Here is a 25,960-nt window from a genome sequence, read left to right as displayed (position 1 = left end):
CGCTTTCGCTGCTTATTTTTCTTCATCTGTCGCATTTGGTGTTTGATCGATTTCTACTATTTTAGATTGTGCAACATTATCAATTGCTGCTTTCGCTTCGTCTTTCTTAACAACCGTTGGTTGGACGTGATTGATTGCTTCTACACCATTTGCTTTCGCGTTATCTACACCGGCGTTGTTTGTTGCTTGATCTATTGCGTTCTTAGCTGATTCTACTGCATTATCGACCTTAGCTTTTGCCTCTGCTTTCTCTTCTTCTGTCGCATTTGGCGTTTGATCGATTTCAGTTTTCTTAGCTTGCGCTGCATTATCAATCGCTGTTTTTGCTTCATCTTTTTTAACAACCGTCGGTTGGACGTGATTAATTGCTTCTATACCGTTTGCTTTCGCAGTATCTACACCATCATTGTTTGTTGATTGATCTATCGCTTTCCTCGCTGTTGCCACTGCTTCATCAACTTTGGTTTTTGCCGCTGCTTTCTCTTCTTCCGTCGCATTTTGTGTTTGATCAATTTCCGCTTTTTTAGATTGTGCAACATTATCAATTACTGTTTTCGCTTCATCTTTCTTAACAACCGTTGGTTGGACGTGATTAATTGCCTCTACGCCATTTGTTTTTGCGTTATCTACACCGGTGTTATTTGTTGCTTGGTCTATTGCTTTCTTCGCTTCTGTCACTGCATCATCGACCTTAGCTTTTGCCTCTGCTTTCTCTTCATCCGTAGCATTGAACGTTTGATCAATTTCCGCTTTTTTAGATTGTGCAACATTATCAATTACTGTTTTCGCTTCATCTTTCTTAACAACCGTTGGTTGTACATTGAATATTGCTTCTGTTCCTTTTGATTTCACTGTATCTACACCGGCATTATTTGTTGCTCGATCTATTGCGACTTTAGCATTTTTCACTACTTCATCGACTTTTGCTTTTGCTGCCGCTTTCTCTTCATCTGTCGCATTTGGTACCTGATCTATTTCAGCTTTCTTAGTTCTAGCTGCGTTATCAATTACTGCTTTTGCTTCATCCTTCTTAACAACCTTTGGTTGGATATTGTTAATTGAATCTAAGCCGTTTGTTTTTGCTGTATCTACACCATTGTTATTTCTCGCTTGATCTATTTTGGCTCTTGCACTATTTACTGCTTCATCGATTTTCACTTTTGCCACAGCTTTTTCTTCATCTGTCGCATTTGCCATTTGATCGATTTCCGCTTTCTTAGCTTGCGCTGCATTATCGATTGCTGTTATTGCTTCATCTTTCTTAACAACCGTTGGTTGTACATTGAATATTGCTTCTGTTCCTTTTGATTTCGCTGTATCTACGCCAGCATTATTTCTTGCTTGGTCTATCGCGCTCTTAGCTGCTGTTATTGCCTCATTGACTTTTGCTTTTGCTGCCTCTTTCTCCTCATCTGTCGCATTTGGCGTTTGATCTATTTCTGCTTTTTTGGTTCTTGCTGCATTATCAATTACTGCTTTTGCTTCATCCTTCTTAACAACCTTTGGTTGGATATTGTTAATTGAATCTAAGCCGTTTGTTTTTGCTGTATCTACACCATTGTTATTTCTCGCTTGATCTATTTTGGCTCTTGCACTATTTACTGCTTCATCGATTTTCACTTTTGCCACAGCTTTTTCTTCATCTGTCGCATTTGGTGTTTGATCGATTTCGGCTTTTTTAGCGTTAGCTTGATCTGTTATTGTTTGTTTCGCTTGATTATTTTTAATTGCATTAACCTGGACATCGTATACTTTGTTTATTGCATTTTCTTTAGCAATCTTAACATCATCGTTGTGAACGCCTCGTTCAATATTTAATCGTGCTTGATTTGCAATTTCATCTATTTTAGCTTTTGCTTCATTTTTTTCTTCTCTAGTTGCATTTTCTTTATTGTCAATATCTAACTTTTTAGCAGCAATAGCTCTATCTAATGCTTGCTTCATTCTATCCCTAACAGTCGTATCTGGTGTAATTTGGCTTATTTGGTTAATATTTGAAGTTTGTGCTGTTTCAACTAATTGATTTGTTGAAGCATTTTTCACTTCATTTTTAGCGTTGATTAAAGCTTCATTAACTCTTGTTTTAGCTTCTTCTCTCTCTTCATAAGTTGCATTCGCATTATTTTCAATTTCTATCAGTTTTTCATCTGCTTTATCATTTAGAGCTTGAATCGCTTGTTGCTTAATTGTTGGAATAACATCCATGGGATCGATACTAGCTATAGCTTGATTTTTTCTATCAGGAATTTCATTTATATTAGTTACACTTTCAATATCTCTAATTTTTTCATCAAGTGTAGCTTTTAAAAGCGTTAAAGCTGTATCTTTTTCTTCTTTAGTAGCATCGTTATTATTATTTATTGTCAATCTACGTGATTCTGCAGCTTGATCAATATCTAATTTTGCTCTCTCTTTATCTAATCTTAAAGTCAAATCGTTGATAGTTGCTTGATTTTTTCTTTCGTTAATAGGTGTATTACCATTTTCATTTAAAATTTGTCTTGAAGCATTAAGCACATTTTGCATAGATGACCAAGCTTCTTGAGAATAATCGCTAGGGTTTAAATGTTCTATTTGAGCACTAATTTGATTATATTTTTCTCTCAATTCAGTTTTATACATTTCTACCGTAACCGATTGTGTTGCGACAGTAGCATTTCCTCTTTTTTGATCAGATTCTGTTTTGATATATTCGTTATTACCACCATATCTGAAATAATTATCGTCAGCATTCGAACCAAAATCACGACTTCCATTTCTTCTATTCATATTTATGCCATCTGTAACATAAGCTAAAGTTGCATCAAAATCTTTTTTAATAGGTTCTGAAGTTGGTAAAGAAACAGTATAAGTAATATTTTTTATTGTTCCTGGCTCAATTCTATCAACATTTAATGTTAATAATCTGTTCTTTGAATTATAATTTGCTCTAGCATTTTGAGCTGAAATAAATTGTACTCCTTCAGGCAAAACGACTTTGTATTGCGTTTTATTCGAGCGTGAATGACCTTTATTCTCTAGCGAAACCTCCAATGTAGCACTTATTGTTGAACTGGAAGTTGATGGGGAAGTAACAGAATATTCTGTTTGTGTAGTAGTAGCTTTTAAATACGCACCGCTATTGACTTTTACATCAGCTAATCCACTTCCTCCAAAATTATTTTTCCCTTTTAAAATTCTACCGCCATTGGCACTTTCATAACTTCTCTTTTCAAATGTTTCGAACATAAATCTTAATCTTGATACATTATTAGGTACATTAAAAACACCTGTGAACACACCAAATGATTTGCTCGCTGTGTTTGGTCTACCTGAATAAAGTAAATCTGTGGGATTATTTGAATCATATATTGAAACTTTAACACCATTTATCCCATGTGTGTTACCCATTGAAGTACCAATGAAATATAATTGAACTTCTGACCCTGGTGTTACATCTACATCTTGGTAAATTGGTCCAACAGTTTTATCTCCTGCTACCCCGCCTAAATTATTTGGGTATTTAGAAAGTACTGCTGCAATTTTATTGTTCGTTTTATCAAAAACATAAGGATTATATGGTGGCAATGCTTTTGGCCCCCACATAAGTGGAATTTCAGTTTGATCATTATCTTTGACATGCCATCCTGTAATCTTATTTGCTTGGTTCAATTCAGACACTGTTTGATTAGTAGGAATAACTACACCATTAGACGTATCTGTAAAAGTACCATTTATGACTTGACCAGAATTAGTTTCGTTTATACTCATTTGGTCTTGGTTATCATTAACAGTAGATCGCTTTGTTCTTTTATGAATTGATTGAGTTTGATTTAACGTATTATAATTACTTTCTTCTTTCGTATTATTTTGAGAAGATAAATCTGATTTATTAGAAACAGCGACTTTATCCTTCACTATAGAAGTGCTTACTGCTTCTTCATTATCTTTTTTAAAATTTCCATTAACATTATCTATTTTAGAATTAATTTCGCTATTATAATTTTTAGGAGCGGTTGCTAATTCTTTAATAGACTCATTACTATTTTTTTCATTTTCTATGTAATTATCATTATTATATATTGAATTATCATTATTTTGAGAATTAACATTTTGCGAGGTAGTTTGCGAAGAATTACTTTCTTCCTCTTGAGTTGCTGCATGACCAGGATGTGATAAGAAAGTCAGTGTAGCTATGACAGTGGAAAATATTCCTACACTAAATTTACGAATACTAAATTTCTGTTTTTTAAAAAGATTCATTATTGTCCTCCTTGATGTTCTTGTCTTGTTGTAATAGTAATAATGAATAGTAATGTGTGTTGATATTAAATTGTATTATCTGATTTTATGCAATTGTTATCATACTTTTTTATAATATCATTTTTTATCTGAAATAACCAGAATAAATTTTCCATTAGATAAGATTTTAAATTTGTATAAAGCTTTTCAAAATTATATTTTAAATAATTACATGTTGTTTGCAAATGATTACTAAAAAAATCAGACCTCACTTTTATGTGAGATCTGATAACCAAATAAATTCATTAATTAATTATTTTCCTTGTTTCTTTTTCTATTTTTTAAGAATAAGAATAAACCACTGATTAATGCAAAACCTGCTAAAGGTGATTGACGTTGACTTTCTTCACCAGTGCTTGGTAATTTATTAGACTTATTCTTGCTACTTGGATTAGTACTAGAATTATTGCCTAATTTATTGTTATTATTTCTATCTCTACCATCGTTATTATCTCTCGGTAAAACTTACTTACCTTTTGAAACAGTTGGATTAACTTTTTCAATATCTTCAATGGCTTTATTTAAAATTGAATCAACATCTTTATTGGTGATGTCTTTATTTAATTTATCTAAAGCTTTTCTTACAATTTCATCGATTAAATATTTTGCTTTATTTCTTTGTTCATCTGTTAAACCAACTAATTGATCAATTTTATCTTTTTGTTTATTAGCTACTTCTAAGATAATCTTTTGAGCTTCTGGTTTTTTAACGATTTTCACTTTAACTTCTTTTAATTTAGTAGTGAAATTAACTTGAACTTTATCAACATCGTCATTAGTGTTTGCGTTGTCTATTGCTTTATTAGCCTTATCAATTATTTTATCAACCTCTGCTTTTGCTGCGTCTTTTTCTTCTTTAGTTGCATTGTTGTTATTGTCTATTTCTGCTTTCTTAGCTTTCGCTTGATCTAAAAGCGTTTGTTTCGCAACAGATTTCTTAATAGTTTCTGGTTGAATATTTTTAATGATATTACTACTACTATTTTTAGTTTGATCTACTTCGCTATTAGTAGTTCCTTGATCTATGATGTCTTTTGCTTTTTTAGCTTCGTCATCGACTTTTGCTTTTGCTGCATCTTTTTCTTCCTTAGTCGCATTATGATTGCTATCAATCGCTGATTTCTTAGCTTTCACTAAGTCATCAATTGCTTTTTTAGCTTCGTCTTTTTTCAATACTTCAACTACAACACTATTAATATCATTTGTTCCTTTATCTTTGACTTGATCAACATCACTATTTGTAGATGCTTGGTCTATTGCTTTCTTAGCTTTAGTAACTTCTTCATCAACCTTAGCTTTTGCTGCATCTTTTTCTTCTTTTGTTGCATTTAGTGTTTGATCTATTAAATCTTTTTTAGCTTTTGCTACTTCATCAATTGCTTGTTTAGCTTCAGGTTTTTTAACTGTTTCAGGTTGAATAGCAGTTATGGCTGTATAACCATTATTATTTCCTTGGTCAACTTGGTCATTAGTAGTTGCTTGGTCAATCACATTTTTAGCTTTAGTAACCTCTTCGTCGACTTTAGATTTGGCTACATCTTTTTCTTCTTTAGTCGCGTTAATATTACTATCAATTTCCTGTTTCTTAGCTTTGGCTACTTCATCGATAGCACGTTTGGCATCTGCTTTTTTATTTGTTTCAGGTTGAATAGATGTAATAGTTGTAACACCTTGATTTTTAGCTTGATCTACTGATTCATTTGTTGTCGCATTATCAATTGCTTGTTTTGCTTTTGTTGCCTCTTCATCAACTTTTGCTTTCGCCGCATCTTTTTCTTCTTTTGTTGCTTCTTGATTTTGATCTATTTCTGCCTTTTTAGCTATTACTTCATCTTCAATTGCTTTTTTAGCTTCTGCCTTTTTAACTATTTCTGGTTGAATTGAAGAAATAGTTGTTACACTTGATGTTTTAGCTTGATCTACATCATTATTTGTAGATGCTTGGCTAATCGCTGCTTTTGCTTTAGTGGCTTCTTCATCCACTTTTGCTTTTGCTGCATCTTTTTCTTCTTTTGTTGCTTCTTGATTTTGATCTATTTCTGCCTTTTTAGCTGTCACTGCATCATCGATGGCTTGTTTAGCTTCTGACTTTTTAACAACTTCTGGTTGGATTGAAGAAATTATTGCTTCCCCTGTTGATTTAGCTTGTTCTACATCACTATTTGTAGATGCTTGGTCAATCGTTGCTTTTGCTTTAGTGGCTTCTTCATCCACTTTTGTTTTTTCTGCTTCTTTTTCTTCTTGTGTAGCATTTTCATTATTATCAATTTCTTGTTTTTTAGCAGCTAATGCCACATCGATAGCTTGTTTAGCCGTAGCTTTTTTAACTGCATCTACTTGAATACCTGCTATTGTAGCAGTTTCAGAATTTTGTACTTGATCTACATCATTATTTGAATTTGCTTGATTAATTGCATCTTTCGCTTTTTGTACTTCAGCATCTACCTTTGCTTTTGCTGCTTCTTTTTCTTCTTGCGTAGCTGTTGGATGTTGATCAATTTCTTGTTTCTTAGCTGTTGCTGCATCATCAATTGCTTTTCTTGCTGCTACTTTTTTAACAACATCAGGTTGAATAATTGAAATAGCGTTATTACCTAAGTCTTTCGCTTGATCTACACCATCATTTGTTGTTGCTTGATCAATCGCTGCTTTGGCCTTAGTAACTTCGGCATCTACTTTTGCTTTTGCCGCGTCTTTCTCTTCTTGTGTTGCGTCACTATTATTGTCGATTGCTGCTTTCTTAGCATTAGCACTATCATCGATTGCTCTTTTAGCAGATGATTTCTTAATTGTTTCTGGTTGGATAGCTTCAATAGTTGACACACTAGATGACTTAGCTTGTTCTACATCACTATTTGTATTAGCTCGATCAATCGCTGCTTTCGCTTTTGTAGCTTCAGCATCAACCTTGTCTTTTGCAGCTTGTTTTTCTTCATCTGTAGCATCAGCAACAGTATCAATTGCTGCTTTTTTAGCAACAACTTCATCATCAATTGCTTTTCTTGCTGCTGCCTTTTTAGTAACTTCTGGTTGGATACTAGCAATTGTATTATTACCATTAGTTTGTTCTTGATCAACACTATCATTTGTTGTAGCTTGTGTAATTGCTTGTTTAGCTGCTGAGACAGCGGCATCAACTTTCTCAATTGCTTCATCTTTTTCTTCTTGTGTTGCATCTGGCGTATTATTTATAGCTTCTTTTTTAGCAGTTGCAGCATCGTCAATTGCTTTTCTTGCTGCTGCTTTCTTAACCGTCTCAGTAAGAATTCCAGAAATTATTGTAGTGTTGTTGGTTATTGCTTCATCTACTGCGTTATTTGTAGTTGCAGCATCAATTGCAGCCTTTGCTTGTTTAGCTGCTTCATCAATTTTGGCTAAAGCTACATCTTTTTCTTCTTGTGTTGCCTCATTGTTATTATTGACTAATGCCTTTTGATTTAAGACCGCTATATCAATCGATTGTTTCGCATCTGATTTTTTAACTATTTCTGGTTGAATATTGTTAATTGCACTAATACCACGCGCTTGAAATTCATCAACACCATTATTAGTTGTTGACATATCTATGAGTCTGTCTGCCTTTCTAACTTCATCAGTTACTCTTTGAATAGCTGCATCTTTTTCTTCTTGAGTTGCATCACTCATTTGATTAATTAAAGCTTTTTTCGCTTCAGCTGCTTGTTCTATAGCCTTTTTACCATTTGCTTTTTTTATAACAACCGCATCAATAGTATTAATAATATCTATACCATTAGTTTGCGCTTGATCTACATCATTATTTGATGTAGCTTGATCAATTAAAGCTTTTGCTTTGTTTGCTTCTTCAGTAGCTTTATTCATTGCTACCTCTTTTTCTTCTTGTGTTGCATCGTAATGACCGTCAATGAATACTTTACGTTGGGTTAAAGCCGCTTCAATTGCTTGTTTTGCTTCAGCTTTTTTAGTAGCCGTTACATTAATTGAATTAATTTGAGAGATACTGCTTTCTTTTAGTGGAGCGATATCATTACTAATAGTTAATTTATCAATTTCAGCTTTATTCTCGTTAAATTTATTTTGTAATTTAGTTAAAGCAGCTTGTTTTTCTTCAGTTGTGGCTTCAGTATTACTATTGATAACACTTTCTCTAGCTTTAGCTGCTTTATCTATATCAAATTTAGCTTTTGCTTTCTCTAAGTTAAGTAATAATTTATTGATTTCTGCTTGGTTCTTTCTATCGGTTAATGGTGTAGCATCTGTTTCATTTTTTACAACCTTTGCATTTGTTAGTGCTGTTTGTAGGTTGTTCCATGCTTCTGTAGAATAATCATTTTGATTGACTTGTGCAAGCTCAGTTTCAATCTCACTTATTTTACTATTAATGGCATCTTTATACATATTGACAGTTACAGATTGCGTTGGAGCTATTGTACTACCTTGTCTTTGATCGCTCTCAGTAATAATAAATTCATTATTACCACCATATCTTAAGTAGTTGTTGTCACCAGGTGTTTGCACAGCAAGGTCTCTTGAACCATTTTGACGGTTCATGTTAATTCCTTCAGTTTGATAAATTAGATTCGCATTAAAATCCTTTTTAATTGGAACTGTAGTAGGTAATGATACAGTATAAGAAATATCACGTGTAGTACCAGCATTTATTGGATTAATATTAAGTGTAAGTTCTCTAGTATCTTCATTAAATGTACCAGTTGCATTCTCAGCTGAGACAAAAGTCACCCCTTCAGGTAATACAACTTTATATTGTGTTTTGTTAGAACTAGAGTGACCTTTGTTCTCAATAGAAACATTTAATTTAGCATTTACATCAGGTGAACTATTAGATGTAGAGTTAGCTTGGTATTCAGTTTGAGCTGCACTCACTTTTAAATATGCACCAGTATTAACAGAAACATCCGCAACTACACCACCACCAAAGTTATTAGGACCTTTAAGTAAACGATGTCCATTATAAGTGTCATGACTGACATTCACTAAAGACTCAAATTGTAATCTGATTCTTGAAATGTTTTCAGGTACATTAAAAACACCTTTAAAAATACCGAAAGGTTGGCTACTTGTTTTAGGCGTACCTTTATACAATAATGTTGATGGATTATTAGCATCATATATAAACATGCGTGCACTATTAAACCCTGAAATATTACCTATTGAGGAACCTAAGTAATGGAATTGTAATTCAGAACCAGGTGTAACATCGATATCTTGATATATCGGTCCTACACTATTATCTGGTCTTCCGTAAGATAAATTATAGCTATACTTAGATAATACAGCACCAATTTTGTTATTAGTCTTGTCGAATGTGATATAAGTGTATGATGGTAATACTTTTGGTCCCCATACTAGTGGTATTTGTGTTTGTTGGCTATTCACTACTTTCCATCCAGGAATCTTACTTGCTTCATCCATAGCAGATTCTGTAGCTGCTGTAGGAATTTCAGCTCCGTTAGATGTATCAGTAAAGTTACCGTTAATGATTTGACCAGAGTTTGTTTCATTGATAGCCATTGGGTCTTGTTGTGTTTGAGTATTTGAAGTTGCATCATTAGCATCACGTTTCACTCGTTTGTGAGTTGGTGCCGATTTACTATTCTTATTAGATTCATTGTTATCTAAAATTGGTTGATTTGTGTCAACATTATTACCTTTAACTTTTGACTTATCTATATCTTTGTCAGATATTTCAGTGCTATTTTTATTTTCTGTGCTATTTGTAGTTTGAGTTTTATTTGGAACTTCAGTAGTCTCACTAACAGCCTCTTTATTCAAAGTAGGATTAGCATTTATCTTAGATTCACTTTTAGATGAATCTTTAATAGCATCTGATTGATGTTGATTTAAATCCTCCGTATTTTTTGATTCAGTAATTTTTTGTTGAGCTGATTGACTATGCTCATCTAATTCAGCTGCATGTCCTGTGTGAGTGATAAATGCTAGAGTAGCAATCACTGTTGAGAACGTCCCAACTGTAAATTTACGTATACTGAATTTTTGTTTTTTAAATAGATTCATTAAATATCCTCCTTGTAGTCTTATCTTGATGTCTTTGATTTAATGAATTAGTCAAAATATAGTCTGTACACTATTTGACCACTTACGAAATTATTCTATCATTATTAATTATTGTACGCTAGTGTATATTTAATTATTCTTTTAAAAATATAATAAAATATGATCGCAAAAAAAGAGACTGACATATTAGTCAGCCTCTTAATGTTAATTAGATGCTATCAATAACTGTACCTTCAGTACCCCACTCATTCATGCCACCTTCAACATTAATAGCATGTACACCTTGATCTTCTAAATATTTTACAACTTTTGCACTACGCATTCCTGCGGCGCAAATAATATAATAGGTTTCACTTTTATTAAAATGATTTAAGTTGTCAGGAATTTGATCCATTGGAATTGTTTTAGCTCCAGGAATAACTCCCATTGCAGTTTCTTCTTCAGTACGAACGTCCACAATATTCACTGGATTAGATTCTAATACTTTTTCTTTTAATTGATCTACTGTAATAGATTCCATTATTAAAACTCCTTATATTATTATTTTACAACGATGTTAACAAGTTTTTGAGGGACTGCGATTACTTTTTTAATGTCTTTACCCTCAATCGATAGTTTAACATTTTCATCTTGTAATGCTAATGTTTCCATTTCATCTTTAGAAGTATCTTTAGGAATATTTAATTTTGCTCTTACTTTACCGTTCACTTGTACTACAATTTCAACCTCTGAATCTACAAGTAATGATTCATCATAAGTTGGCCATGGTTGATAAGTAATAGTGTCTTCATTACCTAAACGGTTCCATAATTCCTCACCAATATGTGGCGCAATAGGAGCCAACATTTTTACAAAGCCTTCAGCATATGGTTGATAAATCGTTTCTGCTTTGTAGCAATCATTAATAAATACCATTAATTGACTTATCGCAGTATTAAAGTTTAATGTGTTGAAGTCTTCTGTAACTTTTTTAACAGTTTGGTTATACACTTTATCTAATCCATTATCATTATTTTCAACTATTTTATTTGATAATGAACCGTCTTCATTAATGAATAGTCTCCAAACACGGTCTAAGAAACGTCTTGAACCATCAAGACCATTTTCACTCCAAGCAATAGCTGCATCTAATGGTCCCATAAACATTTCATATAATCGTAATGTATCAGCACCGTGTGAATCTACAATATCATCTGGATTAACTACGTTGCCTTTAGACTTACTCATTTTCTCGTTTCCTTCACCAAGTATCATACCTTGATTAAATAATTTTTGGAATGGCTCTTTAGTAGGTACTACACCTAAATCGTAAAGAACTTTGTGCCAGAATCTAGCATAAAGTAAGTGAAGTACAGCATGTTCTACCCCACCAATGTATAAATCTACTGGTAACCAGTGTTTTAATTTTTCTGGGTCAGCTAACATATTACTATTATGAGGATCAATATATCTTAAGTAATACCAGCAACTTCCTGCCCATTGAGGCATAGTATTAGTTTCACGACGACCCTTCATGCCTGTCTTTTCATCAACAACATTCACAAACTCATCGATATTAGCTAATGGAGATTCACCTGTGCCAGAAGGTTTAATTTCATTAGTTTCTGGTAGTAAAAGTGGTAACTCATCTTCTGGAACTGTAGTCATAGTACCATCTTCCCAATGAATAACTGGTATTGGTTCACCCCAATAACGTTGTCTGCTGAATAGCCAATCTCTTAATTTATAATTTACTTTTTTCTCTCCAGCACCATTCGTTTCTAGTAATTCAATTGCTTTAGTAATAGCCGCTTCATTATCTAAACCATTAAGTTCTCCTGAGTTAACATGTTGACCTTCACCAGTATATGCCTCTTTTTGCACATCGCCGCCTTCAATGACTTCGATAATAGGTAAATCAAATTTAGTTGCAAACTCGTGATCACGTTCATCATGCGCGGGTACAGCCATGACTGCGCCTGTACCATAGTTAGAAAGTACATAATCCGCAATCCAAATTGGTAATTTCTCACCTGATAATGGATTTATAGCATAAGCACCTGTGAAGACACCTGATTTATCTTTGGCTAAATCTGTTCGTTCAAGGTCAGATTTTTTAGATGCGTCTTCTTGATATTTTTTTACTTCTTCTAATTTATCTTCAGAAGTAATAGCATTTACGAGATCATGTTCCGGACTTAATACTAAGAAAGTTGTACCGTAAATTGTATCTGGTCTCGTTGTAAACACATCGATACTAGCATCTTCATTTTCAATTTTAAAAGAAACACGCGCACCTTCTGAACGTCCAATCCAATTACGTTGCATGTCTTTAATAGATTCTGGCCAGTTTAGTTCATCTAAATCTTCTAATAATCGGTCAGCATATTCAGTAATTTTTAATACCCATTGCTTCATAGGTCGTCTATATACTGGATGTCCTCCACGTTCAGAAACTCCATCAACAACTTCTTCATTAGATAGAACAGTTCCTAAAGCTGGACACCAGTTAACAGCAACTTCATCTACATAGGCTAAACCTTTATTATACAGTTGGATAAAAATCCATTGTGTCCATTTATAATATTCAGGGTCAGTAGTATTTACCTCTCTATCCCAATCATAACTGAAACCTAATTCTTGTATTTGACGTTTAAAAGTTTGAATATTTTGCTTTGTAAATTCCCTAGGATCATTACCAGTATCTAATGCATATTGTTCAGCAGGTAATCCAAAAGCATCCCATCCCATTGGATGAAGTACATTATAACCTTGCATACGTTTATATCTAGAAACAATATCAGTAGCTGTGTAACCTTCTGGATGCCCTACGTGTAAACCAGCTCCAGATGGATAAGGGAACATATCTAATGCATAAAATTTCTTTTGTCCTAGATTATCACTCGTTTTAAACGTTTTGTTGTCTGCCCAATAATTTTGCCATTTTTTCTCAATTTCCTTGTGATTATATCCCAAATCTTTTTCCTCCTATAAATAAAAAAACACCTCAAACTATTATTTATTAAAGGGACGACTTTTAGCCGCGGTACCACCCTAATTCACAAAAATTGTGCACTTTATAATAGTAAGAGATGTTTATAATTTAATCGAATAACGGTAAGTTCACTTAATTCTTAACACTAGTTCTCACCACCACTAGCTCTCTGATGAAAAGTACTTAAGTTACTACTCCAATACATTTTAATATTATGAGATTCAAGTACTAATTGCAAGTGGTAGTTACTATTTTGTTTAAACTCATGTATAAATAAAATTTCTATCTTGATTGTCGCGATTGATTTCCTTTAGGCAGTCCTTTATCAAAGATTGAAAGGAAAATAATTCCTACAATTAATAAGAACATGATGCCAATGAACATCGCACTCATATTAAAGGTATCAACTAATACCCCACCTATTAATGGACCAAATGCTTTACCAACAGTTGAAGCTGAGTTCACGACACCTTGATATTGACCTTGTTTTCCTTCTGGTGCTAAATAATTAGCTATAGTTGGTACTGCTGGCCAAACAAACATTTCACCAAAAGTTAATATAATCATTCCAATTAAAAATACAGTAAATTGTTCAGCGAAACTAGTCACAAAGAATGAAAGCATAAAAATTAAAATACCAACTAACATTTGATATTTTAAATTACCTTTTAATAAAATAATTGCTGGTCTTATTAACGGTTGAGCAACTAATATCATAATACCATTCACTGTCCATAATATACTGTATTGCGACATAGAAATATTTAATTCTTGAGTGAATGATGCAATTGTAGTTTCCCATTGAATGTAAGCAATCCAACAAATTGCAAACATTACACATAGTAGTAAGAGTGCAATGAAACGTTTTTTATTTTCTTTACTATGGATATCTAGACTATCAGGTGTTCTTATTTTAGCATGATATTCAAGATTAAATTGAGTTATCGCTACAATTCCAAACAAGACGTACATAATCAAGTTTGCTAAGAAAATATAATTAAAGCTTAATTCCGCAACGAAACCACCCATAGCTGCACCGGTTGCTACACCAATATTTTGAGCTAAGTATATTGCATTGAAAGTCGTTCTCCCCCCGTTAGGCCAAACGGCACCAGCCATTGCATATATCGCGGGAACTATCATTCCGCCACCAAAGCCTAACAATACTAACCAAACAGCATACCATGGCCATCCATGGAAGAAGTTTAAAAGCGTAGTACTGATTAAACATGTAACGGTACCGATCATAATTGTTCGATAACCACCTAATTTATCAAACAATGAACCTCCTAGTAAATTTCCGACTACCATTCCGAATGAATTAACCATTAGAACAATCGCAGCAATTGTCAGGCTCTTACCAAGCTCTTCTTTCATATAAATTGTGTTTAAAGGCCATAAAAAGCTAGAGCCAGTTATATTTAGCGCCATGCCTATAACTAGCCACCATACTGATCTAGGTATATTCATATTTTTAGTCCCCTCTTTATATTTTTGTTGAACTACATTAAACACTATAACATTAAAGTATGTTAAAATCTTTACTTAGAACTAAGTTAGATAGAAAGGAAAATGTGTTATGGGTAACTATTTCCCGTATGCCTTTGAAAATAAACGATATCATACATGGAATTACCATTTAAAAAATAAATTTGGTCAAAAGATTTTTAAAGTAGCACTTGATGGTGGATTTGACTGTCCTAACCGAGATGGCACAGTTGCACATGGTGGATGCACATTCTGTTCAGCCGCAGGTAGCGGTGACTTTGCTGGTAACAGAGCTGATCCAATTGAAGTTCAATTTCAACAAATTAAAGATAGGATGCATGAAAAATGGAGTGAGGGTAAATATATTGCCTACTTCCAAGCTTTCACAAATACGCATGCACCAGTAGAAGTATTAAAAGAAAAGTATGAGCCTGTCTTAAAAGAAGAAGGTGTTGTAGGTTTATCTATAGCAACCAGACCAGATTGTTTACCTGATGATGTAGTAGAATACTTAGCCGAGTTAAATGAACGTACTTATTTATGGGTAGAATTAGGTTTACAAACTGTACATCAAGAAACTTCAGACTTAATTAACCGTGCTCATGATATGCAAACTTATTATGATGGTGTTGCTAAACTAAGAAAACACAATATTAATGTGTGTACACATATTATTAATGGACTACCTGGCGAAGACTATCAAATGATGATGGAAACTGCACGTGAAGTAGCTCAAATGGATGTTCAAGGCATAAAAATACATTTACTTCATTTATTAAAAGGGACACCAATGGTTAAACAATATGAAAAAGGGATGCTTGAGTTTATGTCTCAAGAAGACTATACCAATCTAGTATGTGATCAATTAGAAATATTACCACCTGAAATGATTATTCATCGAATTACTGGAGATGGTCCAATTGATTTAATGGTTGGTCCTATGTGGAGTGTTAATAAATGGGAAGTTTTAAATGAAATTGATGATGAATTAGCACGACGCAACTCTTATCAAGGTAAACATTATTCATCTGAGGTAAAGGTTAACTCATGAAATTAGAACGTATTCTCCCCTTTTCAAAAACTTTAATAAAAGACCATATTAAACAAGATAGTATTGTCATTGATGCTACTTGTGGGAATGGTAATGACACGTTGTTTCTTGCACAACAGGTTCCAAATGGTCATGTTTTTGGTTTCGATATACAAGACTCAGCAATTCAGTTAACTTTCGAAAAAGTAAAAGCATTTCATAATGTAACATTAATTCGTGATGGCCATGAAAACATTAAGAACCACATTGACATTAAATTTAAAGGTCATATAGATGCAGCGATATTTAACCTCGGCTACTTACCTAAGGGTGATAAATCAATTGTTACGAGACCTGAAACTACAATAAAAGCAATTAATAGCATTTTTGATTATTTAAGTGTTGAAGGTATTATCGTGTTAGTTATATACCATGGGCATGCTGAAGGACAAATTGAACGAGATGCTTTATTAGGTTTCTTAGAACATTTTGATCAAGAAAAAGCTCATATTCTTAAATATCAATTTATGAATCAAGTGAATCACGCGCCATTTATATGTGCGATTGAGAAACGCTAAACCTAACATCATACATCATCTCTGACAAAATTTTAAATATCATATAAAATCCACTCCATATTTTAATTATGGAGTGGATTGTTTTGTCGAAAAATCTCTTTAAATTATATTTAAAACGATATAAACTAAAATATCAAATTGATTAAACACGCATTAATGAGTTTAGACTATTTTCAAGTATTTCATACCGTTTCTTAATAGTAGAAGTAATGAAATTTAGTAGTTCATTTTTAAGTTCTTGCTTCTCTTTATTAAAATGAATAATTACAGTTCGTTCATCATCTAATGGTCTCTCTTTAAATATCCATTCAGATTGAACAAGTTTGTTATATGTACGTGTACGTTTATACGATTTAATATTAACGTAACTATCCATTTCTTTTAACGTCATGGACCCTTTGTCCCATAAAGTTAGTAAAATAAGAACCTCTTCTTTAGTCAAATCATAAGTTTCATAAATTACTTTAAAAATCGAATTGATTTCTTTACACACTTCTTCAAGCTGCAAAATCATAGAAACATTCTCGCCTGCTTGATTATTCATGCTGCTCCCTCCCTAAATAATTGTACACATCCCGATTAAATAATTATAGAATTAACTATCATTATATATTTACCCAATTATTCTCGTTGTAATTAAACAATTTATAATAACTCCCAAAAATTAACTTACATTAAAGCATATGTTAAATTACTTTAAATTTGTATTGGTAATTCAACTAAATGTAATTAAAATTAAAAACATATACTATTTACATTATATTATATTTTTACTTTAATTTAAAATATGTCAACTCATAAATATTGAATTACCTTTGTGCATTAATCAATTGCATTACATATAATTATTTATAAAAAAAAGAGCCAGAACAGAATTCTTATCGAATTCTTAGTCCCAGCCCCTCAAGGATGACTAGAAATTAAGAAATATTATAAATTATTTCTTAATTTGATCAATTACGACGAATTTGCGTTATAGTAATGAAATATTACTTCATCATACACTCTGATTTTTAAACTTCTTCTATTTCTTCTTCATTTACTATAAAACCCATTGTATTCACACTATTATTTAAAAACGTCAACACGTAACGCATCACTTGATCACGTTCAGGTTCATTATGAATTTCATGATAGAAGCCTTCCCATACTTTAAAATAAAATTCATTAGAGTTTAAATTATTTTTAAGTTCATTGAATGAGCGTAATTCCAATAATTTATCTTCAGTCCCATACATTAGTAACGTTGGCATAGATTGTATATCTTTAAAATGTTGAACTGTATCTTTCATTGTTTCCAACACAATGTTATACCACTTGTAGGTTACTTTTCTTAACATTAATCCATCTTGTTTAGTTTCTTCAATAACTTCATCATTTCGCGTTAAATCTTTAGTTTCAATACCTAATTTGAATCGTGCGTCCTTAGAACCTTTACCTACATTTGAAATTAACATATTTTTACGTGTCTTATTATTTCTTTTAAATTCTAACAATGGAGAAAGGAGTAACATACCCTCGATAGGTAATTCTGTTTTTTCAAGTACATTTAATAAAATTAATCCACCTAGTCCAACACCCATGACAAAAGTAGGAATCTTGTATTCATTAGCAATTCTAACCCATTCTATTAGTGTTTCATGATAGATATCAAAATGCTCAAGTTGTCCCTTGTTTGCTCTAGAAGTTTGACCTTGACCAGGTAAATCACCCATTATAACGTGATAGCCATTGCGTCTTAACATTGTAATGACGTACGCATATCTGCCAGTGTGTTCTAAAATGTTATGTACTATAACCACGACACCTTTAGCATCGTGTTCAGTTTCCCATTTCCACATATGTATAATTCCTCTCTAACTTATATTTCAATAAATGTATTATATCAGATTATTGGTTTGGACTGGTGTAAATCTTAAAGACAAAGTGATTACAAATTTTAGTTCGATATTGTAATTATACCTTTTTTTATAGTATTCAGATAATTGAAAACGCTTTCTACAATCACCTATTCATGCTAAACTATTAATAAATTATAAGTTTTATGTAATATGGAGGAATGGGATATGTCACTTTTTAAGAATTTTTTTATTGCATTATCAAATAGCACTTATTTAAATGAAACAGCAAAAAAAGTAGGTCCTAAAATGGGTGCAAATAAAGTTGTGGCTGGTAATACTATCGAACAATTAATTGACACAATTGAGAGACTCAACGATAAAAATATAGCTGTTACAGTTGATAATCTTGGAGAGTTTGTAGGAACAGTTGAAGAGGCTACTCAAGCTAAGAATGAAATTTTAGAAGTTATGCAAGCTATTAAAGATTATAATGTTGATGCTCATATGTCTGTAAAATTAAGTTCTCTTGGTGGTGAATTTGATACTGAGCTAGCTTATAATAATTTAAGAGAGATTCTACTTAAAGCCAACGAATTTGATAATATGCATATTAATATCGACACTGAAAAATATGACAGTTTACAGCAAATCGTTGAAGTGTTAGATAGACTTAAAGGGGAATTCAGAAACGTTGGAACAGTAATACAAGCTTACCTTTATGATGCAATTGACTTAATTGAAAAATATCCTAATTTGCGCTTAAGATTAGTTAAAGGTGCATATAAAGAAGATGAACAAATTGCATATCAAACTAAAGAAGAGATTGATGCAAATTACATAAAAATCATTGAGAAACGTCTTTTAAATGCGAAAAACTATACTTCAATCGCTACACACGACGATCAAATAATTAATCACGTTAAACAATTTGTTAAATCACATAATATTGATAGAGATCAATTTGAATTCCAAATGTTATACGGATTCCGTAGTGAGTTAGCTGAGGATATTTCTCGTCAAGGATACCATTTCACAATTTATGTTCCTTATGGCAATGATTGGTTCGGTTACTTCATGCGTAGATTAGCTGAACGCCCTCAAAACCTTGCTCTTGCATATCAAGAATTTGTTTCAACTAAAACATTGAAGAAAATTGGTCTTTTCACTAGCCTAGGCCTTGGAGTAGCATTTATTATTTCTGGTTTTACAAGATTATTAAAAAGATAAAAAATAATCCTCGACACTGCTAAAGCTTTGTCGAGGATTTATATTTTTAATTAAAATTGTTTTAATAAATTTGCCATTTCAATAGCACTTACTGCTGCTTCAGCACCTTTATTACCCGCTTTAGTTCCAGCTCTTTCAACCGCTTGTTCAATACTTTCAGTGGTTAATACGCCAAATATAACTGGAATATCACTTACATCATTTGCCTTTGATACTCCTTTAGCAACTTCATTACATACATAATCATAATGAGATGTTGCACCTCTAATTACACAACCTAAAGTGATGACTGCGTCATATTCACCTTTTTGAGCTAGTTTTTTAGAAACTAAAGGAATTTCAAAGGCACCAGGTACATAAGCAACATCTATATTACTATCTTCCACACCATGACGAACAAGTGTATCTTTCGCACCATCTAATAAACGGTTCGTTATAAAATCATTAAATCGACTTACAACAATAGCTACTTTTAGATCTGTTCCTACTAATTTACCTTCAAAATTCATCTTTATTCCTCCTAAATTAAATGTCCCATTTTTATTTTTTTAGTATTCATATAATCATGATTATGTTCTGTTTCAGCTACAATAATTGGTGTGCGGTCCGCAACTTTAATACCATACTCAGATAATCCCTCAAATTTTTTAGGATTATTACTTAACAAATTCACTTGTTGTACATTGAAATAATTTAAAATTTGAGCAGCTATATGATAATCCCTTAAATCTTCGTCAAATCCTAAAGCTAGGTTGGCAGTTACTGTATCATGACCTTGTTCAATCAATTCGTATGCTCTTAATTTATTGATTAACCCTATGCCTCTTCCTTCTTGAGGCAAATAAATGATCATGCCACCATGCTCATTTATATATTTCATCGCTGATTCTAGTTGTGCACCACAATCACATCTTTGACTATGGAAAATATCACCTGTTAAACATGCAGAATGAATACGCACATTCTCTGTGGCACGGGGTTCTCCTTTAGCAAGTACAACAATTTCTTCTTTAGTTAATGATGATTCGAATCCATACATTTCAAAAGCTCCATGATCTGTCGGCATATTAACTTTTGCTTTTAACTCAACACCAGTGCCTTTGTCTTTTCGATAATTAACTAAACTTTCAATAGTAATCATTTTAAGACCATGTTGATGTTTAAACGCTTCTAGTTGCTCACCTTTAGCCATTGTCCCATCTTCATTCATGATCTCACATATAACACCTGCTGGAGCTGCTTTCGTTAGTTTCGCTAAATCTACAGCTGCTTCTGTATGACCAGTACGTTCCAACACACCGTTTTCTTTAGCTATTAGTGGAAAAAGATGTCCAGGTTTATGGAAATCTTCGGGCTCAGATTCTGGATTAATTAAAGCGCGTGCCGTTGCCATTCTATCAAATGCACTTATACCGGTTGATGTTGTAGCGTGATCGATACTTACTGTGAAATTAGTTCCAAAACCATCCGTGTTATGTTCTACCATAGGTATTAAATTAAATTTGAGTGCCAAGTCTTTACTAATAGGTGCACAAATTAGCCCTCTACCTTCTTTAGCCATAAAATTAATAGTATTATCATTCATCCATTGTGTTATAGCTACAAGATCTCCTTCATTTTCACGATCCTCGTCATCCACAACAATAATACTTTCACCACGTTTTAAAGCACTTAATGCATCCTTAATTTCGTCAAATTCCATCTATAATTACGCCTCCTAAAAGCCAAATGCTTTTAACTTATCTAATGTAAGCTCTGACTCATTTCTACTTACCATTCGTTCAACATATTTAAAAAGAACATCCGTTTCTAAATGAACTTGGTCGCCATTGTATTTAGAAGATAAAATCGTTGAACGTCTTGTTTCAGGTATTAAATGAATATCAAAACTATCATGTCGTAAATCGAAAATTGTTAAACTCACACCATCCACAGTAATTGAACCCTGTTTGACCATTTGATTAATGATATTTGTAGATGCTTTAATCGAAACTATCCTTGAATTAGGTGTTTCCTTAACTTGTGTTATAACACCTTTGTCATCAACATGACCTAAAACAAAATGGCCTCCAAAACGTCCATTTCCTGACATTGCTCTTTCTAAGTTGACTTCATCATTTTTATTGATTTGAGATAGATATGTTTTATCTTCAGTACCTTTTATAACTTGAACAGAAAAAAAATGACTTGTGAAGTCAATCACTGTTAAACAAGCTCCATTCACACTAATAGAGTCACCGATGTTCATGTCTTCTGTGATAGTTTGACAAGCTATATCCAATGTTCTAACCGATTGATGAGTACGAATATTTTTGACAGTACCTATTTCTTCAACAATACCTGTAAACATAAGTTGTCACTTCTTTCGCAAAATCATTTTTAAATTTTGATTAATTAACTCAGTAGAAGAAATTTCAAATTGAGTGGTTTCATTTAAATCAATAATATCTGTAGTTTGATAGAATTGATTTTTTCCAGAACCACCTATTATTTTCGGGGCGTAATAAATAATAAGTTGATTAATAAAATCAGTTTGGAGAAATTTGGAAGTTATACGAGGACCAGCTTCAATTAATAATGAACCAATACCTCGCTTATAAATATCTTTAAGAATATCTTTTAAATCGCATTTATCTATACAGATAACCTTTATGTTTCGATTTGGACTTTCAAGCGTTTGATTTTCAGTGTAAATCCAGACTTCACTGGACGAATCTTGAAAAAGTTGTTTCGTAAAATCAACATTGCCACTTTTAGCCAGCACTATTCGGATTGGATTTTTACCACTTGGAATACGAGTCGTGTAAAGTGGGTTATCAGCATTAATTGTGCCATTACCTGTCAACACAGCATCATGCGTATGTCTTAAATGGTAGACATCTTGTTTGACTTCTGAATTAGTAATCCATTTACTCTGACCTAAATCTGTTGCTTGTTTACCGTCTAATGATACAGACACTTTCATCGTAATTTCAGGGATCTGCTCTGACTTAGCTTTAAAAAAGTCTTTATATAAGGCAGCTGCTTTTTCAGAGTATTGATGTTCTACATCAATCCCAGCTTGTTTTAAAATAGCGTCCCCTTCAGAAGGTAATGTCGTATCTTTAACAGCGTAAATAACTTTGCTTAGTCCAAATTCAATAATTTTGTTCACACATGGTGGTGTTGAGCCAAAGTGGGTACATGGTTCTAGCGAAATATAGATTGTTCCACCTTTTGCTTCCTTTCCAGCCATATCAAGTGCTTGTACTTCCGCGTGCTTCTCACCTTGTTTTAGATGAGCACCGAGTCCAACTATTCGGCCGTTATTAACAACGACCGCACCAACTGGAGGATTGATACCCGTTTGTCCTTTAACCATTTGTGCGAGTTGTATAGCGTATTTCATAAAATTACTCAATAAATCACCTCATAATCAAAACTCCCTATACCAATAAAGTGCTTAAAGGCATAGGGAGATCAAATGTATATTCAAATAAGCTTACAACATTAGTAAATGTGTATGCTAAATAACCGTCATAATTATCAAATAATGACGTCTCATTCTTTCTCCCATCCAGACTTTCACTGTCGGCTCTAGAGTCTCACTAGATCAGCCATCAAAGTTATTACCTTTCACTTTGACAGGTCGCAGGCTTATATTACTGCCGGTTGGGAATTGCACCCCGCCCCGAAAGAATTCATATGAAATTGTGATTGTTTGAGTTAACGTAGTTTAATAACTACAACATTAATCATACGCTTTTTATTAAAAAAATACAAACCGTCAACGCTACATATTATTTAACAGAGTAACTAATAATGGAATTTAGTTATTTAAGTGTAAATGTCTACATTATGAGTTGAAATGGTCAAATTTACTTTGGTTTTCGTATAAATAATTTACAGAATTGACCGCTTGATCAACGATCATCTTCACTCCATTACGCAATTTATTAACGCCATTAGTTACTTGCCCAATAGCTATCATATTGTTGAGAGTTCCATATCTTGGACTTATGACTTGATTGGTTTCTGGAATAATTTGTATACCTCCCATTGGATGTGGTTGAACAATTTGTCTGTTTTGGAGATTAAGAATAAGCTGATCTTCCTCATCTAAATCTGATAAATGTGTTTTTGATCCAGTCGTATTAATAATGACATCATATAGATAATCATCATCATCATTGTTGAATTTCAATAAATAATGGTTGTCTTTATAAGTAATATCTTCTAATCCTCTTTTAACAATTAATGATTGATTATTTATTAAGTCTATAATTAATTCTGCAGTACAAGGTGGCATAGGGTTAGAATTTAATTGAATAATTTTTGAGAAACGTTTATCAAAGTCTTGCTGATCTTCTTGACTAAAGCTATTCCATATCCAGTTTAGATTTTCTTTAATATTTTCAATTAAACTTTGAAACACACCAATTTCATCGGGTCTATCAAGATCATACTGTAAATCTTGAATTGTATTTCCTGTGCGACGATATACTAGTTTCTCTAAATCAATATTATGATCTTTACATTCTAATTGGAATAATTCAAAAGCTAATTCTAAAGGTACATTTCCATAATATTGCGACTTCAATTCATTAAACTTTTGCTTAGTTAAATGTTTAAACTCAACATCTATCATATTTCCTCTAACACTAGGTAAATGTGCTGAACGACTAGTCATAGTTATTGGTAATTTAGGATGATGTGTAGCCACGTATCTAACTACATCTAAACTGGCTAATCCAGTGCCTATAATTGCAATATCGTCTGATTGAGACACTTCATCTAATGTATTATATGTAGGATAAGGTGTTTGAATATAACCTTTATTCCCTTTTAGATTATATGGATCATGATATGCAAATGTACCAGTCGTTAAAAATATATAATCATACTCTTTCCATTGACTCATATCTTCTGAAGTACATACATAATATTTTAATGTAGTCTCATCAATTTCTGAATTTGTAAAAATTTCGCGAACTGGATGCTTAATAATGGTTAAATTATCAAATAACAAGTCGTAGTTAGATAGGTATGACTTCATATAATGACCAAATACAAACCTAGGAAGATATTTAGGATTATCGAATTTAAATTCTGATTGTTCTTGATACCATTTCCAGAACTCTTCATCATCATCCAAATTTAAACTCATTTGCTTAGTTGGCAAATTAATTAATAATTGGCTACTGTCATTTTGAAAAGGTACACCCTGCCCCATATTCTTATCATGATCATATACATCAACTTCTAGATTTTTAAACGCTTCATTTTTGACTAATTGCCTTAGAACACTAACACCTGCTGTGCCCATCCCTATAATTGCTACACGCATATATTCATCATCCTTTTAATTTTCTCTATCAAGATTTTTAATAATTTAATTATATCAATATCATAATTTGCTTAAAATAATTTATACTTATATGCAATTAGCATTCTCCATTATTCTTTATCCTATATTGATATGTTAATATTGAGTTAATGAGGTGAACTAAAATGAAATTTCTCTTAAAAGTTTTCGTCGTATTTGTTATAGCATTTAATTGGATAACTCGAAAAAATAAAGCCGAATAAATGTTTGTGAACACAAATTATATTAAAGAAAAAGCCAACGTCATCACTTGCTTGAAACAGTGTGATCGTTGGCTTTAGTTTACTTACAATTATTTATTTTTGATGTTTATTATCATCTTTGTATACGTATAATTTAAAATATTTACCTTCTGTTTTCATCTCTTTATAGAAATCTGCGATGATTTGAGCATTACTTTCTGCCCATTTAATATCAGTAGCATATTGATGTTCACCTGGATTTTTAGGATTCCATCTCATACTGTATAGCGTATTTTGATCATCATGTGATAGGAAGTGTTGGTGAATAAAATCAGCCCCACCTTTGATGGCTTTCTCTGGAGTATCCCAACCGTGTTTTTTTGCGTATTCTGAACCAGTTTTAATAGGATCACTATCGAGAGCACCTACACCATAGAAGTTATAATATTTTTTACCATCAATTTCTACACCATTGGCTAATTCACTTTTAACTGAACCAGTTTCTAATAAAGCATGAGAAATTAAATAAACTTCATTCACATGTTTCTCCTTAGCAGCACTTATAAATGCATCAGTATGCTTTAATAACATAGGTCGATCGAATAACATACGCTTAATACGGTTTTCATCAATACCTTGATATTTAGATAAATCTAAAAATTGATACCTTTGTTTGTCATCATCAATGAACTTACTACTGTCCATTGCAGCTTTTATTTCATTATCTGAAGCATCTCTCCAAGCAGTATTATTCTTGTTAGAGACTTGTTGACTTGTGTAATTATCAATTTGTTTATCGGCAGCTTTATTTAGTGTAACGTTTAAATGCTCTACTTTTTCTTCTTCATTTACTTTTTTAAAGAATATTTGATCTGAAATCATAGTAAAGAAAATAAAACCTGCTGCGACTAAAACAATCAATAACCCCACTAGGCTAATAATTGAGCCTTTTTTGTGCTTCGTCATATTCACACCTCTT

The 25,960-nt window shown here is 32.5% G+C and carries 16 protein-coding genes, 2 pseudogenes, 1 riboswitch and 1 other annotated feature; of the genes and pseudogenes, 3 read left to right on the top strand and 15 right to left on the bottom strand.

What is annotated here, in order from left to right:
* Positions 1-12 precede the first annotated feature (12 nt).
* From SBL16_RS03490 to SBL16_RS03465, 7 genes and pseudogenes are all read right to left on the bottom strand, one after another.
* Positions 13-3,897: a SasC/FmtB family protein gene (locus SBL16_RS03490; protein WP_411861521.1), complete on the bottom strand. Its 3,885-nt coding sequence runs from the start codon at positions 3,895-3,897 to the stop codon at positions 13-15.
* Positions 3,898-4,143: 246 nt separating this feature from the next.
* Positions 4,144-4,242, bottom strand: a pseudogene (locus SBL16_RS12170) (YSIRK-type signal peptide-containing protein); the annotation flags it as partial.
* A 288-nt stretch (positions 4,243-4,530) separates the two neighbouring features.
* Positions 4,531-4,653 (bottom strand): annotated as a pseudogene (locus tag SBL16_RS03485) (LPXTG cell wall anchor domain-containing protein); the annotation flags it as partial.
* 93 nt (positions 4,654-4,746) lie between these two features.
* Complete coding sequence (locus tag SBL16_RS03480; protein WP_317952731.1) at positions 4,747-10,296, bottom strand: SasC/FmtB family protein; 5,550 nt, start codon at positions 10,294-10,296, stop codon at positions 4,747-4,749.
* Positions 10,297-10,504: 208 nt separating this feature from the next.
* Positions 10,505-10,816, bottom strand: coding sequence for a rhodanese-like domain-containing protein (locus SBL16_RS03475; protein WP_107612418.1), 312 nt, complete (start codon positions 10,814-10,816; stop codon positions 10,505-10,507).
* A 20-nt stretch (positions 10,817-10,836) separates the two neighbouring features.
* Positions 10,837-13,251 (bottom strand): leucine--tRNA ligase, encoded by a 2,415-nt coding sequence (leuS, locus tag SBL16_RS03470; protein WP_107612409.1) that lies wholly within the window; start codon positions 13,249-13,251, stop codon positions 10,837-10,839.
* A gap of 47 nt (positions 13,252-13,298) precedes the next feature.
* Positions 13,299-13,484, bottom strand: a binding site (T-box leader).
* A 68-nt stretch (positions 13,485-13,552) separates the two neighbouring features.
* On the bottom strand, positions 13,553-14,740 hold the full coding sequence (locus SBL16_RS03465; RefSeq protein WP_037536918.1) for an MDR family MFS transporter: 1,188 nt from the start codon (positions 14,738-14,740) through the stop codon (positions 13,553-13,555).
* A gap of 109 nt (positions 14,741-14,849) precedes the next feature.
* Between SBL16_RS03465 and SBL16_RS03460 the strand changes: the two genes are divergently transcribed.
* Entirely contained in the window at positions 14,850-15,809 is a 960-nt protein-coding gene (locus SBL16_RS03460; protein WP_037536920.1) for a TIGR01212 family radical SAM protein, read from the top strand.
* A complete protein-coding gene (locus tag SBL16_RS03455; RefSeq protein ID WP_053018786.1) occupies positions 15,806-16,366 on the top strand; it encodes a class I SAM-dependent methyltransferase in 561 nt (186 codons plus the stop codon). The genes SBL16_RS03460 and SBL16_RS03455 overlap by 4 nt, the downstream gene beginning before the upstream one ends.
* A gap of 142 nt (positions 16,367-16,508) precedes the next feature.
* On the opposite strand, the gene SBL16_RS03450 is transcribed toward SBL16_RS03455, so the two are convergent.
* Together SBL16_RS03450 and SBL16_RS03445 are read right to left on the bottom strand one after the other, a co-directional pair.
* The gene (locus SBL16_RS03450) at positions 16,509-16,910 is read right to left on the bottom strand and encodes a transcriptional regulator, SarA/Rot family (protein WP_037536923.1); all 402 of its coding nucleotides are present in this window, start codon (positions 16,908-16,910) and stop codon (positions 16,509-16,511) included.
* 469 nt (positions 16,911-17,379) lie between these two features.
* The gene (locus SBL16_RS03445) at positions 17,380-18,207 is read right to left on the bottom strand and encodes an alpha/beta fold hydrolase (RefSeq protein WP_037536925.1); all 828 of its coding nucleotides are present in this window, start codon (positions 18,205-18,207) and stop codon (positions 17,380-17,382) included.
* A 225-nt stretch (positions 18,208-18,432) separates the two neighbouring features.
* On the opposite strand from SBL16_RS03445, the gene SBL16_RS03440 reads away from it, so the two are divergent.
* The gene (locus SBL16_RS03440; protein WP_070581345.1) at positions 18,433-19,434 is read left to right on the top strand and encodes a proline dehydrogenase family protein; all 1,002 of its coding nucleotides are present in this window, start codon (positions 18,433-18,435) and stop codon (positions 19,432-19,434) included.
* Positions 19,435-19,484: 50 nt separating this feature from the next.
* Here the strand turns inward: SBL16_RS03440 and ribE are convergent, their stop codons facing one another.
* From ribE to SBL16_RS03410, 6 genes are all read right to left on the bottom strand, one after another.
* Positions 19,485-19,943, bottom strand: coding sequence for a 6,7-dimethyl-8-ribityllumazine synthase (gene ribE / locus SBL16_RS03435; protein WP_011275457.1), 459 nt, complete (start codon positions 19,941-19,943; stop codon positions 19,485-19,487).
* Positions 19,944-19,954: 11 nt separating this feature from the next.
* Complete coding sequence (gene ribB / locus SBL16_RS03430) at positions 19,955-21,136, bottom strand: 3,4-dihydroxy-2-butanone-4-phosphate synthase (protein ID WP_107612405.1); 1,182 nt, start codon at positions 21,134-21,136, stop codon at positions 19,955-19,957.
* A 15-nt stretch (positions 21,137-21,151) separates the two neighbouring features.
* Positions 21,152-21,784 (bottom strand): riboflavin synthase, encoded by a 633-nt coding sequence (locus SBL16_RS03425; RefSeq protein WP_107612403.1) that lies wholly within the window; start codon positions 21,782-21,784, stop codon positions 21,152-21,154.
* Positions 21,785-21,790: 6 nt separating this feature from the next.
* Positions 21,791-22,834 (bottom strand): bifunctional diaminohydroxyphosphoribosylaminopyrimidine deaminase/5-amino-6-(5-phosphoribosylamino)uracil reductase RibD, encoded by a 1,044-nt coding sequence (ribD, locus tag SBL16_RS03420; RefSeq protein WP_107613809.1) that lies wholly within the window; start codon positions 22,832-22,834, stop codon positions 21,791-21,793.
* Positions 22,835-22,974: 140 nt separating this feature from the next.
* Positions 22,975-23,116: riboswitch (FMN riboswitch) on the bottom strand.
* A gap of 153 nt (positions 23,117-23,269) precedes the next feature.
* On the bottom strand, positions 23,270-24,760 hold the full coding sequence (locus SBL16_RS03415; protein ID WP_107612399.1) for an FAD/NAD(P)-binding protein: 1,491 nt from the start codon (positions 24,758-24,760) through the stop codon (positions 23,270-23,272).
* Between the two features lie 335 nt (positions 24,761-25,095).
* Positions 25,096-25,947, bottom strand: a complete 852-nt coding sequence (locus SBL16_RS03410) for an N-acetylglucosaminidase (protein WP_053016785.1) — start codon at positions 25,945-25,947, stop codon at positions 25,096-25,098.
* Positions 25,948-25,960 lie beyond the last annotated feature (13 nt).

It is taken from the genome of Staphylococcus sp. NWU MK-U1 (assembly GCF_033283505.1).
GTDB classification, from domain to species: domain Bacteria; phylum Bacillota; class Bacilli; order Staphylococcales; family Staphylococcaceae; genus Staphylococcus; species Staphylococcus haemolyticus.
This window is presented reverse-complemented; position numbering and strand designations above follow the sequence as displayed.